A 13,296-nucleotide genomic window follows, 5' to 3' on the forward strand; every position below is an offset into this window, starting at 1 on the left:
AGTCTTTGCATGCGCTTCAAACTCATCGCCGTCGCTGCCCTCGCCTTGCTGGCGAGCGGCTGCGCCACCCCGCCACCACCTGAGCCGGGCAGCGCCGCGAGCAAAGTCGTGGCCATGGGCCCGCAAAAGCACATCGTCGTCGGCGCCATGCGCGTCGCTCGCGAAAACGGTTTCATGACCGTCAACGTGCAGTTGAGCAACACCCTCAACAGCAACAAGACGTTCTACTACCGCTTCGCCTGGCTCGGCCCGGAAGGCTTCCCGATCGCCGAAGAAGAAGTCTGGAAAAGCCAGATGATGTACGGCGCACAGACCAGCTTCATCCAGGGCATCGCCCCGACGCCGAAAGCCGTGGACTTCCGTCTGGAACTCAAGACGCCCTAAGCCCGCCCCCCTATTCCTGATTTAGAGAACATTGCCATGTTTGCACGCTTTTCCTGCATCGCTGTCATCGCCCTGCTGGCCTCCGGTTGCGCCAATACTTCGCCGACCCTGGGCAGCAAGAACATCAGCTACGGCGACACCAAAGCGGTTGAAACCGTAACCAACGAATTCGGTTCGACCGACCTGCAAATGATCGCCGAGTCGATGACCCGCTCGCTGGCGCAATCCGGCATTCTGCAGAACCGTCCTGTGGTTCAGGTCTACGACGTGAAGAACAAGACCAGCGAGTACATCGATACCCGCGAAATCACCACCAGCATCAAGACCCAGCTGATGAAAACCGGTGTTGCCCGTTTCGCCAGCGACAACAACGCGATGCAAAGCCAGGTTGACCAGTTGAAGCTGCAGAACCAGAGCGGTCTGTACAAGAAGAGCACCGTGGCCAAGACCGGCAACATGGTGGCTGCCAAGTACCGCATCGAAGGTTCGATCAGTTCGATCGTCAAGCGCAGCAGCGATTACAAGGACGTCTTCTACAAATTCAGCCTGCAATTGATCGACGTGGAAAGCGGTCTGGCCGAGTGGATGGACGAAAAAGAGATCCGCAAAACCACGGAGCGTTAATCGATGCGCGCATGGATTGGCATGATGGCCCTGGCTTGCGCGTTCAGCGTGCAAGCGGCCCCGAAAGTCGCGGTGACGGATCTGGCGTACCAGGAACGTGTGGAGCAATACATCCACATCGTTTCGGCCCAGAGCAATCATCGCGAGGGTTACTACAGCTCCAGCGGTTCTTCGAGTTACAACGAGATCGAAGCCACCACCAGCTACATCGAGCAGACCGAGCTGCGTAAATTCACCGGCGACATCAAGGGTGAAATTCTGCGTACCGGCATGTTCCAACTGGTGCAGGGCACGCCGTACACCGCGTCGTCCAAGGGTGACATCTACGATGTGATCAAGCGGATCAAGGCCGGCAACTTCAAGGGTGCCGACTATGTTCTGTTCGGCACGGTGTCGGACATCGACTTCACCCAGGACATCAACGAGCTGGCGAATACCGACAGCTATTCGGCGGTGCTGGGCCTGACGCTGGTGGCAGATTTCAGCCTGATCAACACCAAGACCTTCGAGATCACTTCGGCCTTCACGGCGATGGGTGAAGCGCAGGACACCAAACTGGTGAACCATCGCGACATCAAAATCTCGCTGAACCGCCCACGGGTGGTTCGCGATGTGTCAAAGGCATTGGGTGAGGACGTGGCCGGGCAACTGAGCATGCAGCTCGGTGGTGGCGGTTATGAACAGCCGCGTGAAGCGCCACAGCGCAACAATCTGCCGCGCGATACGGCGCCAATGATCTTGCGCTGATCTTGGATGCGGGCTTCCTGTGGCGAGGGGATTTATCCCCGTTGGCTCGCGCAGCGGGCCCTCTTGATCTTGAAAGAAGGGGCCGCTTCGCAGCCCAACGGGGATAAATCCCCTCGCCACAAAAGCTCACTCGCCAGAAAGGCACAAAAAAAGGCGACCTCATGAGGTCGCCTTTTTTCTGCCCGAAAGCTTTAGACCGCTGCTTTGCGCAACGTCGCCATAAACGCCGCAGCGCCAATGAACAGCCCGGCAAACGTGCGGTTCATCCGCTTCTGCTGCGTCGGTGTGCGCAACAAGCGCAGCACTTTCGACGCCAGGCCGGTGTATCCCGCCATCACAATCAGGTCGACGCAGATCATGGTCGCGCCGATCACCACGTACTGGATCAGCAGCGGTGCATGTGGATTGATGAACTGCGGCAGTACCGCCAGCATGAACACCAGTGCCTTGGGGTTGCTGATGTTCACCAGAAAACCACGGAACACCAATGCCAGCGGCTTGCCGATCGGCCGCACCGCCGCGTCATCGCTCATGTCCATAGGCAGCGCACGCCACTGCTTGATCGCCAGATAAACCAGGTAAGCGACACCGAACCATTTGATTGCATGGAACGCGGTAGCCGAAGCAGTCAGGATCGCGCCAACGCCGGCGCCGACAATCGCAATCTGCACCGCCAGGCCGATTTGCAGGCCGAGGGCGTTCCAGTAGCCACGCCAGAAACCGTATTGCAGACCGCTGGACATCGACGCAATGGCGCCAGCGCCCGGAGAAAGACTGATCACCCAGCAGGCGGCGAAAAACGCCAGCCATGTTTGAAGCTCCATCGCACACCTCGACTCTGAATCGTCACAGACGTCCAAGCTAATGCGGTTTGGGCCTAAAAGCAAAAGATCGCAGCCTGCGGCAACTCCTGCACAGGATTGACGTTTACCCTGTAGGAGTTGCCGCAGGCTGCGATCTTTTGATCTTGCTTCAAGACTTACTTTTCGAAGCCGCTCGAAGGAAACACATCCGTCCCGCGCCAACGCCGCACCGAGCGCTGGAAGAACAGACTGTTCGGCACCTGCACCATCGCGCTACCGGTGCCCAATTCCTCGGCCTCGATCAACGTGGTGTAGAGCAGATTGATCGCCACCACCCGCCCTTTCACACCGGGCTTGTCCGTGGTGTCCACCAGCTCGACGATATCGCCCAATCGAAACGGCCCAACGGTGAAGATCAGAATCGCGCACAACAGATTCGACAGCACACTCCACATCGCGAAGAACGCCACCGCCGCCACGGCAACAAAACCGGACAACGCGGTCCACAACACCGTGGCCGACACGCCGAGGCGTTCCAGTACAAAGATCACCGCGCTGCCCATGATCAGCCAGCGCAGCACGCCACGCAGTGGCATCAGCAACTGCGGCGGGAACGGATAGCGTTCGCCCAACCGGGTCAGGCATTTGGCGACAAAGCGCTGGGCAATGTAACCGGCCAGCAGGATCAGCAGAATCTGCACGCCGAGCCAGATCGGCTCGATCCACACGGCTGGCAACGGCAGCTGGAACGCTTCCATCAGGACAGCGCCTCCAGCTCCGCTTGCATGCTTTCCAGGGTTTCCAGCGCTTCCATCCACGCCTCTTCAAGCTCGGCTTCGCGCACTTTCAGCTTGGCTTGTTCGGCCAGCAGATCACGCAATTCGTGCTTGCGCGCCGGCTCGTAGATGTCACTGTCGCCGAGGCTGGCATCGACCTTGGCGAGCTTCTCGTGAAGCTTGCCCAGCTCGGCTTCGAGCTTGTCGGCTTCACGCTTGTGCGGCGCCAGTTGCTGGCGCAGTGCAGCGGCAGCCTGACGCTGAGCCTTCTTGTCGGTCTTGTCCGGGTTGACCGGGGTGTTGCTGACCGGCGCATTGCGCTGACGGTATTCCACCAGCCAACGCGCGTAATCTTCGAGGTCGCCATCGAACTCTTCGACCTTGCCATCGGCAACCAGGTAGAAGTTGTCGGTGGTGCTCTTGAGCAAGTGCCGATCGTGAGACACCACCAATACCGCGCCGCTGAATTCCTGCAACGCCATGGTCAGTGCCAGGCGCATTTCCAGGTCGAGGTGGTTGGTCGGTTCGTCGAGCAGCAGCAGGTTCGGACGTTCCCAGGCGATCAACGCCAGGGCCAGACGAGCCTTTTCGCCACCGGAGAAATTCAGCACCGGCTCGTCGATCCGCGCGCCACGGAAGTCGAAACCGCCGAGGAAGTCACGCAAGGTCTGCTCGCGCTCGGTCGGCGCCAGTCGCTGCATGTGCAACAACGGGCTGGCCTTGGAGTCCAGCGAATCGAGCTGATGCTGAGCGAAGTAGCCGACCACGGTGTTCTCGCCACGGGTCAGGCGCCCGGCGATCGGTGATAGCTCGCCGGCAAGGTTCTTGATCAGCGTCGACTTACCCGCACCGTTCGGGCCGAGCAGACCGATCCGCGCACCCGGGGTCAGTTGCAGCTTGACCTTCTCGAGGATGGTTTTATCGCCGTAGCCCAGACGCGCGTCGGACAGGTCGATCAGCGGGCTGGAGATCTTGGTTGATTCGCGGAAGACAAAATCGAACGGCGAATCGACGTGGGCCGCCGACAACTCTTCCATCCGCTCCAGCGCTTTGATCCGGCTCTGCGCCTGACGGGCCTTGGTCGCCTGGGCCTTGAAGCGGGCGATGTAGCTTTCCATGTGCGCACGTTGCGCCTGCTGCTTCTCGTAGGCCTGTTGCTGCTGGGCCAGACGCTCGGCACGGGCGCGTTCGAACGCGGTGTAGCCGCCGCGATACAAGGTGATTTTGCGCTGATCGACATGCGCCACGTGGTCGACGACTTCGTCGAGGAAATCGCGGTCGTGGGAAATCAACAGCAAGGTGCCCGGGTAGCTTTTCAGCCACTCTTCGAGCCAGATGATCGCGTCGAGATCCAAGTGGTTGGTCGGTTCGTCGAGCAACAACAAGTCCGACGGGCACATCAAGGCCTGCGCCAGATTCAGACGCATCCGCCAGCCGCCGGAAAAATCACCGACCTGACGATCCATCTGTTCATTGGTGAAACCGAGACCGGCGAGCAATTTGCGCGCGCGCGCATCGGCGGTGTAGCCGTCGGCGCTGTCGAGTTCGGCGTGCAGGCGGGCCTGCGCGGCACCGTCATGGGCAGCCTCGGCGGCAGCGAGGTCACGTTGCACCTCGCGTAGACGCAGGTCGCCATCGAGCACATAGTCGACCGCCAGACGTTCGAGCGTCTCGATCTCCTGGCGCATATGGGCGATGCGCCAGTCGGCCGGCAAGTAGCAGTCACCCGAGTCCGGGTGCAATTCACCCCGAATCAAGGCGAACAGGCTCGATTTGCCGGCGCCGTTGGCACCGATGAGGCCGGCTTTGTGGCCGGCGTGCAGGGTCAGCTCGGCGTCTTCTAGCAGACGTTGCGGGCCACGCTGTAAAGTCAGGTTCTGAAGTCGGATCATAATGGCGGCGGAGTCTACCAGCTTCGCTCACAACTGGCGCGAGTAGCACGATGTCCTCTGACCTGTGGAGCTTTTCCCTTGCCACCTACGCCCGACCGGGTGTGGAACACGCTTGCCTGCAATTGCAGACGGCGGGCGCCAATGTCTGCCTGCTGCTGTGCGGTCTATGGCTGGAACAACGCGGTGTGGCCTACGACGAACAACGCGCGCGGCAACTGGCAATGCTGGTGGGGCCTTGGGATGTGGAGGTCGTGCAGCCGCTGCGGGCCTTGCGCACGCAATGGAAAACCCTGGCAGCTGAAGATCCGGTGCTGAAGGGTATGCGCGAGCAGCTCAAATCACTCGAGCTTGAGGCTGAGCGAGCATTGCTGTCACGGCTTGAAGGTATGGCGCAGGAGTGGACGCGAAACGTCGCAGGTTCAAACACCTGGCTGGAAAGCCTGGCGGGAGCGGCCACCAGCCCGAACCGCGACGCGCTGCAAGTGCTGCGCGTCGCGGTAACCGGCACTTAGGAGGCGCTGGTTGGATTGTTGCTGACGCTCGACGCAGCGGCTGGCGTTGGCGCAGTCGAAGGTGTCGAGGCAGTAGCGGCTGGAGCAGGTGCCGCTGGAGCAGCCGAAGTTGCCGCTGCGGCAGGCTTGGCGGCTGGTGCAATGGCCGGTTTGGCGGCAGCTGGTTTGGCAGAGGCTGGCTTTTTCACGGCAGGTTTTGCAGCAGGCTTGGCGGCTGTTTTTGCAGCAGCAGGCTTGGCGGCAGCAGTCGCTGGTTTAGCAGTGGCGGCTGGCTTGGCTGCCGGTTTGGCGGCCGGCTTGGCGGCGGGTTTTGCCGCAGCTTTTGCAACGGGTTTGGCTGCAGCTGGTTTGGCAGCCGGTTTGGCAGCGGCAGTTTTAGCAGCAGGTTTTGCTGCTGGTTTTGCTGCAGCTTTGGCAGCGGGTTTAGCGGCCGGTTTGGCAACCGGTTTTGCAGCGGCAGCTTTGGCAGCTGGCTTGGCGGCAGCAGGTTTTGCCGCAGTGGTTTTAGCCGCTGGTTTTGCAGCGCTCGCTGCAGCGGGTTTTTTCGCTGCAGGTTTTGCAGCCGCTTTCACCGGCGCTTTTACAGCTGGCTTGGCCGCAGTTTTAGTAGCAGCTTTTGCAGCTGGTTTGGCCGCCGCAGTTTTTGCTTTTGCCGGAGCCTTGGCTGCTGCCGGTTTGGCTGCTGCTTTCTTCGCCGGTGCCGCCGCTGGTTTAGCCGAGCGAGTCGACAATACTTTGCCCACAGCTTCTTGAACGCGGCCAACACCCTGGGCCAGTTTCAGGCTTTCCTGGGCATCGCGCTTGAGTTGCAGAATGTAGCTGCGGGTATCGGACTGACGATCCTTCAGGGCATCGAGCAGGTCTTCGAGTTCTTTCACTGCGCCTTTGGCTTTGGTCTGCGCCTTGGCTTTACCGGCGGCAGCTGCGTCCTGCAATTTGGTGCGGGATTTGTGCAGTTTTTCTTGCGCCTTGCCGCGTTGCTTTTCCAGTTTGGCGAGCAATTTTTCAGCATCAGCCAAGGCTTGCGAGCAAGCGTTTTCCAAATGCTCGAGCAAGCTGCCCGAGAGTTGTTGGAGTAAGTGCAACGGAGTATTTACAGGCTTCTTGGTGGCCGACATGGTTTACCTCCTGGCTGACGTGAGTGCGGCTCATACTAGACCTCTGCTGCTACCGCCGCTAGGTCATCTTGACAGTATCAATTCCGTTGCGTTGCACCGAAGTGAAAATGTTCTTCAACAAGACAAAAGCAGTTCACCGTTGCAGACGTTTGCGCTGGCATAATCCACCGCATCTCAGGTTGGAGAGTGCCCATGTCGCGCTACCTTTTTTTATCCCTCTGCATGGTTTTTTCGGCGGCCCAGGCCGACGACAAAACCACCGCGAATGACGCTCACGATCTTGCTTACAGCCTCGGCGCCAGCCTCGGCGAACGGCTGCGTCAGGAAGTCCCGCAGCTACAGATTCAGGCGTTGATCGAAGGCTTGCAGCAGGCCTATCAAGGCAAGCCGCTGGCGCTCAGCGAAGCACGCATCGAGCAGATTCTGGCCGATCACGAATCGCAGAATGCCGAGCATTCCTCACAACCCTCGAGCGATGCTGCGATGGAAAACGAACAACGTTTTCTCACCGCAGAAAAAGCCAAACCGGGTGTGAAGGAATTGGCCGACGGCATCCTGCTGACCGAGTTGACGCCAGGCACTGGTACCAAGGCGGGCCCCGATGGAAAAGTGCAGGTGCTATATATCGGGCGGTTGCCGGACGGCACCGTGTTCGATCAGAACACTCAGCCGCAGTGGTTCAACCTCGACAGCGTGATCGCTGGCTGGCGCACCGCGTTGCAGAACATGCCGGTAGGTGCGAAATGGCGACTGGTGATTCCATCGGATCAAGCGTACGGCGCAGATGGTGCCGGTGACTTGATCGCACCGTTCACACCGCTGGTGTTTGAAGTGGAATTGCGCGGCGCGACGAGTTGAGCAGGCAATAAAAAACGGTGCGCTTTGGGCGCACCGTTTTTTTGATCGGGACCTGGATCAGGCCTGAACCGGATCTTCTTCCTTGTGTGCTGTATGCAGCACTTCGATCAGGCAATCTTCAAGCTCAAAGCGCTCGTGGAGCAGACCGCCGAGTTCCTTGAACTTCTCGACAACGCACTTGCCTTCATCGCACAGATCGTTGAACGCGAGCAGTTTCTCGGTGATGACGTCGATGCGCGGGTAGAGCGTTTCGGCAAGCTCGAGACCCCGCTTGTCGTTGAACGCCTTGGCTTCGCCCGTCAGCTGTTCGTAGATTTCGAAGTGCCCAGCCGACACGTAATCGACCAGGACACCGCAGAATTCCTGCAAGGGCTTGCGGCTCTCGGACAACGTTTGAGGCTGGTCACCGAGTTTGTCGTAGGCGCCAATCAGCTCTTCACGCTCCTGCAACCAGCGGTCGATCAGCAGATGAACTCCACCCCAACGTTCCTGAGCATTCTGACAACTTTCGAGCATGGCGATCTCTCTTCCCTTGTGGGTCATGCTGCTCTACACCCGCGCCTCTCTTCTGGTTTATCGCTTGGAGGGCGGCCGGGCAGAGCGTCATCGAGCAACATAAATCCAATGACACGTGCGGGCCAGATTATGCCCGCACGCCTATGGCTTCAAGGTACGCAGGAGATAAAGTTCATACAAGTGTTTAATCCCTGACCAGCCCTCGGTGCGACGCTTCGCCGCTGAGCGGTCGCTGCAGAGCATTCCAGACCAGCCGCATGAGTTGAAAAAACGCCAGCGTCGACACCGCGACAAAGAACAGCAGACTCCATTCCGGGATGCTCAAGTCAAACAGCGTCCAGGATATTTCAGCGCAATCGGCACCACCTTCAAACATCTTTTGCAACGCACAGATCCAGGGCAAGCCGCTGAACAGCGTCTGCGGATCCGGGGTGCATTTGATCAATTGCAACACCGGATCACTCTGGATCAATACTTGCCGCCAGGCTGCGGTGGTGCCACCCAGACTCGCGCCCAGCGCGAGCAGCCAGTAAAGCCACAAGCCGCCACGCTTGGGGCCATGCACTGCCGCCAGCCCGCAACAGGCTGTCAGCAGCGTCATGAACAATCGCTGCACCAGACACAGACTGCACGGCACCAGGCCAACCGCATATTCAAGGTAATAAGAAGCTCCCAGGGCAACGGCCCCCGCAGTGAAAGCCATGAAAAACAAGGAGCGTGAGCAGGCCAACGACATGGCTTTTCCGTAACAGTAGAGACAGGCAGTTACGGTAGAGGAAAGCGCGTCAGCCTTTCAAGGCAAGGGGCTGGCGACACTTCAGCAAAGGTGTAGGGAAATCCCGACAGAGTGGAGAGGAAAAGGTGAAGCAAGACGTAGGATTTTGCCTTTGAGGCCAATTGGCGGGTAATTATTCAGTCGCAGAAGGTGTACGGGGGAAGCCAACTCCCCCGTGATTTCAGGCGCGAGCAGGCACTGGCAAGGGTGCCGCCAGAAGACGCTCATCCAAAAGACCGAGGCCCTCCTGGAACAACTGGTTACTGCGTTCGGTGTCACCCAACTGCGCCAATAAACGCGCCAGCTCTGCACAGGTTTCAGGATTGCGCTGCACACGCAGGCTGCTTTCCAGATAATCCCGCGCCTTGCCCCACAGGCTGGTTTGCAGACACAAGCGGCCCAGGGTCAACAGCAGGCTCGGATCGGCCGGATGCTCTTTGAGCCAGCCTTCCGCGGTTTGCAGCTGACGCGCCGGATCGCTGCCGCGCACCAGACCGTACAGACGCGCCAGATGGCTGTCGTAGTTGCGCTTTATAGCGGTGCGCAACACTTCTTCGGCTTCAACCTGAGCGCCGAGCTGACGCAGTTGTTCGGCGTACGCCAGCACCAGCGGCGGCTCCTGGCGTTGCGCCGATGTCAGCTGTTGCCAGGCTCGATTCAGCGATTGCAGGCCAACCGTGCCGTCCTCTTCGCGCTGCGCCGCCAGCGACAGGTTCTCGCCCCAGGCGCGCCGTTCCAGTTCAGCCAGTTCGGCCTTGGGCAGGACTTTATCCTTGCGCAGCTCCGGCAGCAGACGAATCACCGACGACCATTCACCCCGCTGCTGATACAGACGCTGCAACTGACGCAATGTCTGCGCATTGTGCGGATGGCGTTCATGCATCGCTTGCAGCGTGACCAGTGCCCCGTCGGTGTCGCCACGATCGGTCTGCAACTGCGCATGGCTCAAGGCAATCGCCAGCTCGGCCTGCGGCTGCCGCTCCAGGGCACGTTCAAGCAACTGATCGCATTCCTCGTAGTGACCTTGTTCATTAGCAGCACGAGCAGCGCCGAGGTAATACAGCAGTGGTTGGCGCTCGGCTTCAGCGGCGCGATGAAGATGACGTTGCGCGCTGGCCCAACGACCTTCGGCCAAGTCCAGTTGACCGTGCTCGATCGCCACTTGCACGCGACGGCTGCGGTTGCGTCGCGACCATGGATTGACCACGCCGCTGGAGGTCATCACCAATTCAACCAACGCCTTGATGCCCCAGATCAGCAGCCACAGCACGGCGATGACTGCCAGGGTCGCCCACAGACTCGACTCATAGCGAAAGCTCTTGTAGGCAACCAGCACGTAACCGGAATGCTGAGCAATGGCCAGCCCCAGCGCCGCCGTCACAGCAATCACCAGGAACACAATCACATACAGGCGTTTCATGGGGTGGCCTCCTGCGCGGTGTTGGCGGCAGGTTTGGCGAAGGGCTTCACCGATTCTTCGGCGTTGACGTTGCGCCGTTCCAGATACGCCTGCACTGCACTGAGAGTGCCGGCCAGATCCGGAGTATTGACCGTGACAGGCTCTTTGCTCAGCTCCGCCATCTGTTCCAGCATCACTTTGCTCTGCGCATTGTCCGGATTGAAGTTGCCCTTGAGGACGTCACGCGCCTCGGCCAAAGCCTGGGTATACACCGGCGCCTGCCCATTGAGAGCGGCCCATTGCGCCTGCTCCAACGCGAGGCTCAGGGCCAGGCGCACCTGACTCAGACTTTGTCCGGCCAGCAGTGGTCGCACGTTCTTGTCAGCGTTGAAATCGATACGGATGTAACGCGAGATTTGATCCCACCACTGCGCCCAGCGACTGGCGCCGTCACCGTCGGCAGTCAGGCCGAGCAGCGATTCGCCGCGATCCTTGTATTCCGGGGCCAACTCGGTGAGATCGATGACCTGATCCCGCAAAGCACCGAGGCGCAGGAACAAGCCAGTGCGATCCGGCTGCGCAGTGCTGCGCAACGCCACCAGCGTTTTCGCCACTTGCTCGCGGGCGGCGAAGGACCCTGGATCGTTCTGCTCGCGAAGGATTTCGTCAGCGCCCTGCACCAGCGCTTGAGCGCTGCTGATGTCCTGCAACGCCGAGAGGCGCAGGCTGGCCAGGCGCAACAAGTGCTCGGCCTCGGCCAGTCGCCAATCTTTGCGGCTGGCGCCAAGCACTGTTTCCAGACGTTGATTGAGGCGTTGCTGATCGCCCTGAAGTTGCGTGACCAGACGCTGGCGTTCGGCAAGTTCGTCGGCACCCGGCAACTGCGCGAGGCGCTCGGTCAGACGCTGATCGTTGAGCTTCAGGCTCTGCGCCTGATCGTTCAGCGCCTGCACCTGACCCAACTGCTGTTGAGTGTTGCTTTGCAGGTGGCGCACCTGCCAGACACCCCAGCCACCGATCGCAACCCCGGCAGCACCGAGCAACAGGGCGACGATGGCCAGTCCATTGCCTCGGCGCGGCTCTTTGGCCGGTGGTGGAGTTTCAACCTGCTTTTCCAACACAGGTTGCACGTCATCTTTAGGCAAGGCTGTTTCGCTCACGTATCCATCCTTTGCATTAGAGAACGGCCACGGGATGCTCCCGTAACGCCGTCAGCAAAGCCGCGGCACTCGCGCCGCGGCAATCCACAACTGTTTGAGCCCCGGCGGCACGTGCCAGCTCGGCGACCCTCGGGCTTGGTACAAACAACGGCAACTGCGCCAGCGCAGGCCAGGCATCACCGGCCAACTGACGCAGGTGCTCAAAACCCTGTCCACTGCTGACCACCAGCCCGTTCAAGCGTTCCGCTTCGATGCGCTGCTGCAGTTCGTCCGACGCATAGGCTGGCAGCTCCCGTCGATACAATTCCAGATACTCGACACTAGCACCAAGCGCACGCAGACGCTCGGCGAGCAGCTCGCGACCGCCTTCGCCGCGCAGGATCAACACCCGCGAACCGGGCTGGGCCACCGCCGCACGCAGGCGCGGCAACTGCAGCAAGGCTTCGCTGTCATCGCCTTCCGCCGGGCAGTGCACGTCCAGGCCGCGCTCCAGCAGAATCTGCGCCGTCGCCGCACCGACGGTGAACCACGGCATCGCCAGTGAGGACGGCGCACAGGCATCGAGCAGATCCAGCGCGAGGCGCGCCGCCGGTTTGCTCACCACGATCAACGCGCTACAACCGCCCAGCTGCGCAATCGTCTGGCGCATTTTGTCAGAGACAGGCAGTGGTGCAATTTCCAGAAGCGGCAGGCAACTGCTGAAAACACCCTGACCGGCCAACGTCTCGGCCAGCGCCGCACAGTCATCCGCAGGGCGCGTCAGCAGCAGGCGCCAACCGGTCACTCGTGACCTGCCTCACCGTAGACAGCCTTGAGAATGTCGTCCGCGCCCTGGCTGAGCAGGTCTTCTGCGACTCTCACACCTAACGCTTCGGCATCGGCTCGCGGTGCACGGGCTTGCGCACTGAGCAGCTTGCCACCGCTCGGCTCGCCGACCAGACCACGCAACCACAACTGCTCGCCTTCAAGCACGGCGTAGCAGGCGATCGGCACTTGGCAGCCGCCATTCAAATGTTTGTTGAGGGCACGTTCAGCGGTGACGCGAGAAGAGGTATCGGCGTGATGCAGCGGCGCCAGCAAGGCATGGATTTCAGTGTCGACGCTGCGGCATTCGATGCCGACTGCACCCTGGCCACCGGCTGGCAGACTGTCATCGACACTGATGGCCGAGGTGATGCGATCTTCGAAACCTAGACGGATCAGACCGGCCGCCGCGAGGATGATCGCGTCGTACTCGCCGGCATCGAGCTTGGCCAGGCGAGTATTGACGTTACCGCGCAGGAAGCGGATTTGCAGATCAGGGCGACGGGTCAGCAATTGCGCCTGACGCCGCAGGCTCGAAGTGCCAACGATGCTGCCGGCAGGCAACGACTCAAGGCTGGCGTAGGTATTGGAGACGAAAGCATCGCGCGGGTCTTCGCGCTCGCAGATGCAGAACAGACCGAGGCCTTCAGGGAAGTCCATCGGTACGTCTTTCATCGAGTGGACGGCGATGTCGGCTGCGTTTTCCAGCAGCGCGGTTTCCAGTTCTTTGACGAACAGGCCCTTGCCACCGATCTTCGACAGTGGCGAATCGAGCAGCTTGTCGCCGCGACTGACCATGGGCACCAGCGTCACCAGCAGGCCGGGATGGGCCTCTTCCAGACGGGCTTTGACGTATTCGGCCTGCCAGAGGGCCAGCGCACTTTTACGGGTGGCGATGCGGATTTCGCGAGAGGACATGGATCAATCC

The 13,296-nt window shown here is 60.4% G+C and carries 15 protein-coding genes; 5 read left to right on the plus strand and 10 right to left on the minus strand.

The window, feature by feature from the left end:
- The first annotated feature begins 9 nt into the window (after nucleotides 1–9).
- Genes JFT91_RS04650 through JFT91_RS04660 form a run of 3 tightly spaced genes read left to right on the plus strand, consistent with a single transcriptional unit; the run spans nucleotide 10 to nucleotide 1,755 of the window.
- Entirely contained in the window at nucleotides 10–384 is a 375-nt protein-coding gene (locus JFT91_RS04650; RefSeq protein ID WP_011336502.1) for a YcfL family putative periplasmic lipoprotein, read from the plus strand.
- 36 nt (nucleotides 385–420) lie between these two features.
- Nucleotides 421–1,008 carry a penicillin-binding protein activator LpoB gene (gene lpoB, locus JFT91_RS04655; RefSeq protein ID WP_201231691.1) on the plus strand — a complete coding sequence of 196 codons (588 nt, stop codon included), beginning with the start codon at nucleotides 421–423 and terminating at the stop codon, nucleotides 1,006–1,008.
- Between the two features lie 3 nt (nucleotides 1,009–1,011).
- Nucleotides 1,012–1,755, plus strand: coding sequence for a penicillin-binding protein activator LpoB (locus JFT91_RS04660; RefSeq protein ID WP_201231692.1), 744 nt, complete (start codon nucleotides 1,012–1,014; stop codon nucleotides 1,753–1,755).
- Between the two features lie 191 nt (nucleotides 1,756–1,946).
- Here the strand turns inward: JFT91_RS04660 and JFT91_RS04665 are convergent, their stop codons facing one another.
- From JFT91_RS04665 to JFT91_RS04675, 3 genes are all read right to left on the minus strand, one after another.
- Nucleotides 1,947–2,579 carry a LysE family transporter gene (locus JFT91_RS04665; RefSeq protein WP_201231693.1) on the minus strand — a complete coding sequence of 211 codons (633 nt, stop codon included), beginning with the start codon at nucleotides 2,577–2,579 and terminating at the stop codon, nucleotides 1,947–1,949.
- Nucleotides 2,580–2,734: 155 nt separating this feature from the next.
- Nucleotides 2,735–3,316 (minus strand): mechanosensitive ion channel family protein, encoded by a 582-nt coding sequence (locus JFT91_RS04670; protein WP_201229179.1) that lies wholly within the window; start codon nucleotides 3,314–3,316, stop codon nucleotides 2,735–2,737.
- Nucleotides 3,316–5,226, minus strand: coding sequence for an ATP-binding cassette domain-containing protein (locus tag JFT91_RS04675; protein ID WP_201147872.1), 1,911 nt, complete (start codon nucleotides 5,224–5,226; stop codon nucleotides 3,316–3,318). Before JFT91_RS04675 ends, JFT91_RS04670 begins: the two co-directional genes overlap by 1 nt.
- Before the next feature lie 50 nt (nucleotides 5,227–5,276).
- Between JFT91_RS04675 and JFT91_RS04680 the strand changes: the two genes are divergently transcribed.
- Complete coding sequence (locus JFT91_RS04680) at nucleotides 5,277–5,738, plus strand: TIGR02444 family protein (protein WP_201231694.1); 462 nt, start codon at nucleotides 5,277–5,279, stop codon at nucleotides 5,736–5,738.
- Here the strand turns inward: JFT91_RS04680 and JFT91_RS04685 are convergent.
- Nucleotides 5,735–6,856 (minus strand): AlgP family protein, encoded by a 1,122-nt coding sequence (locus JFT91_RS04685; protein ID WP_201231695.1) that lies wholly within the window; start codon nucleotides 6,854–6,856, stop codon nucleotides 5,735–5,737. The genes JFT91_RS04680 and JFT91_RS04685 overlap by 4 nt on opposite strands.
- A 192-nt stretch (nucleotides 6,857–7,048) precedes the next feature.
- Between JFT91_RS04685 and JFT91_RS04690 the strand changes: the two genes are divergently transcribed.
- Entirely contained in the window at nucleotides 7,049–7,714 is a 666-nt protein-coding gene (locus tag JFT91_RS04690; RefSeq protein WP_201229188.1) for an FKBP-type peptidyl-prolyl cis-trans isomerase, read from the plus strand.
- A 57-nt stretch (nucleotides 7,715–7,771) separates the two neighbouring features.
- Here the strand turns inward: JFT91_RS04690 and rsd are convergent, their stop codons facing one another.
- The 6 genes from rsd to hemC all read right to left on the minus strand — a co-directional run bounded on the left by rsd (nucleotide 7,772) and on the right by hemC (nucleotide 13,286).
- Nucleotides 7,772–8,230: a sigma D regulator gene (gene rsd / locus JFT91_RS04695; RefSeq protein WP_201232237.1), complete on the minus strand. Its 459-nt coding sequence runs from the start codon at nucleotides 8,228–8,230 to the stop codon at nucleotides 7,772–7,774.
- A 184-nt stretch (nucleotides 8,231–8,414) separates the two neighbouring features.
- The gene (locus JFT91_RS04700) at nucleotides 8,415–8,966 is read right to left on the minus strand and encodes a disulfide bond formation protein B (RefSeq protein WP_201231696.1); all 552 of its coding nucleotides are present in this window, start codon (nucleotides 8,964–8,966) and stop codon (nucleotides 8,415–8,417) included.
- A 220-nt stretch (nucleotides 8,967–9,186) separates the two neighbouring features.
- The gene (locus JFT91_RS04705) at nucleotides 9,187–10,425 is read right to left on the minus strand and encodes a heme biosynthesis protein HemY (protein WP_201229193.1); all 1,239 of its coding nucleotides are present in this window, start codon (nucleotides 10,423–10,425) and stop codon (nucleotides 9,187–9,189) included.
- On the minus strand, nucleotides 10,422–11,564 hold the full coding sequence (locus JFT91_RS04710; protein WP_201231697.1) for a uroporphyrinogen-III C-methyltransferase: 1,143 nt from the start codon (nucleotides 11,562–11,564) through the stop codon (nucleotides 10,422–10,424). The genes JFT91_RS04705 and JFT91_RS04710 overlap by 4 nt, the downstream gene beginning before the upstream one ends.
- 16 nt (nucleotides 11,565–11,580) lie before the next feature.
- Nucleotides 11,581–12,348 carry a uroporphyrinogen-III synthase gene (locus JFT91_RS04715; RefSeq protein WP_201231698.1) on the minus strand — a complete coding sequence of 256 codons (768 nt, stop codon included), beginning with the start codon at nucleotides 12,346–12,348 and terminating at the stop codon, nucleotides 11,581–11,583.
- Nucleotides 12,345–13,286: a hydroxymethylbilane synthase gene (hemC, locus tag JFT91_RS04720; RefSeq protein ID WP_201231699.1), complete on the minus strand. Its 942-nt coding sequence runs from the start codon at nucleotides 13,284–13,286 to the stop codon at nucleotides 12,345–12,347. Before hemC ends, JFT91_RS04715 begins: the two co-directional genes overlap by 4 nt.
- Nucleotides 13,287–13,296: the final 10 nt, after the last annotated feature.

The sequence above is a fragment of the Pseudomonas sp. TH08 genome (genome assembly GCF_016651275.1).
Classification (GTDB): Bacteria; Pseudomonadota; Gammaproteobacteria; order Pseudomonadales; family Pseudomonadaceae; genus Aquipseudomonas.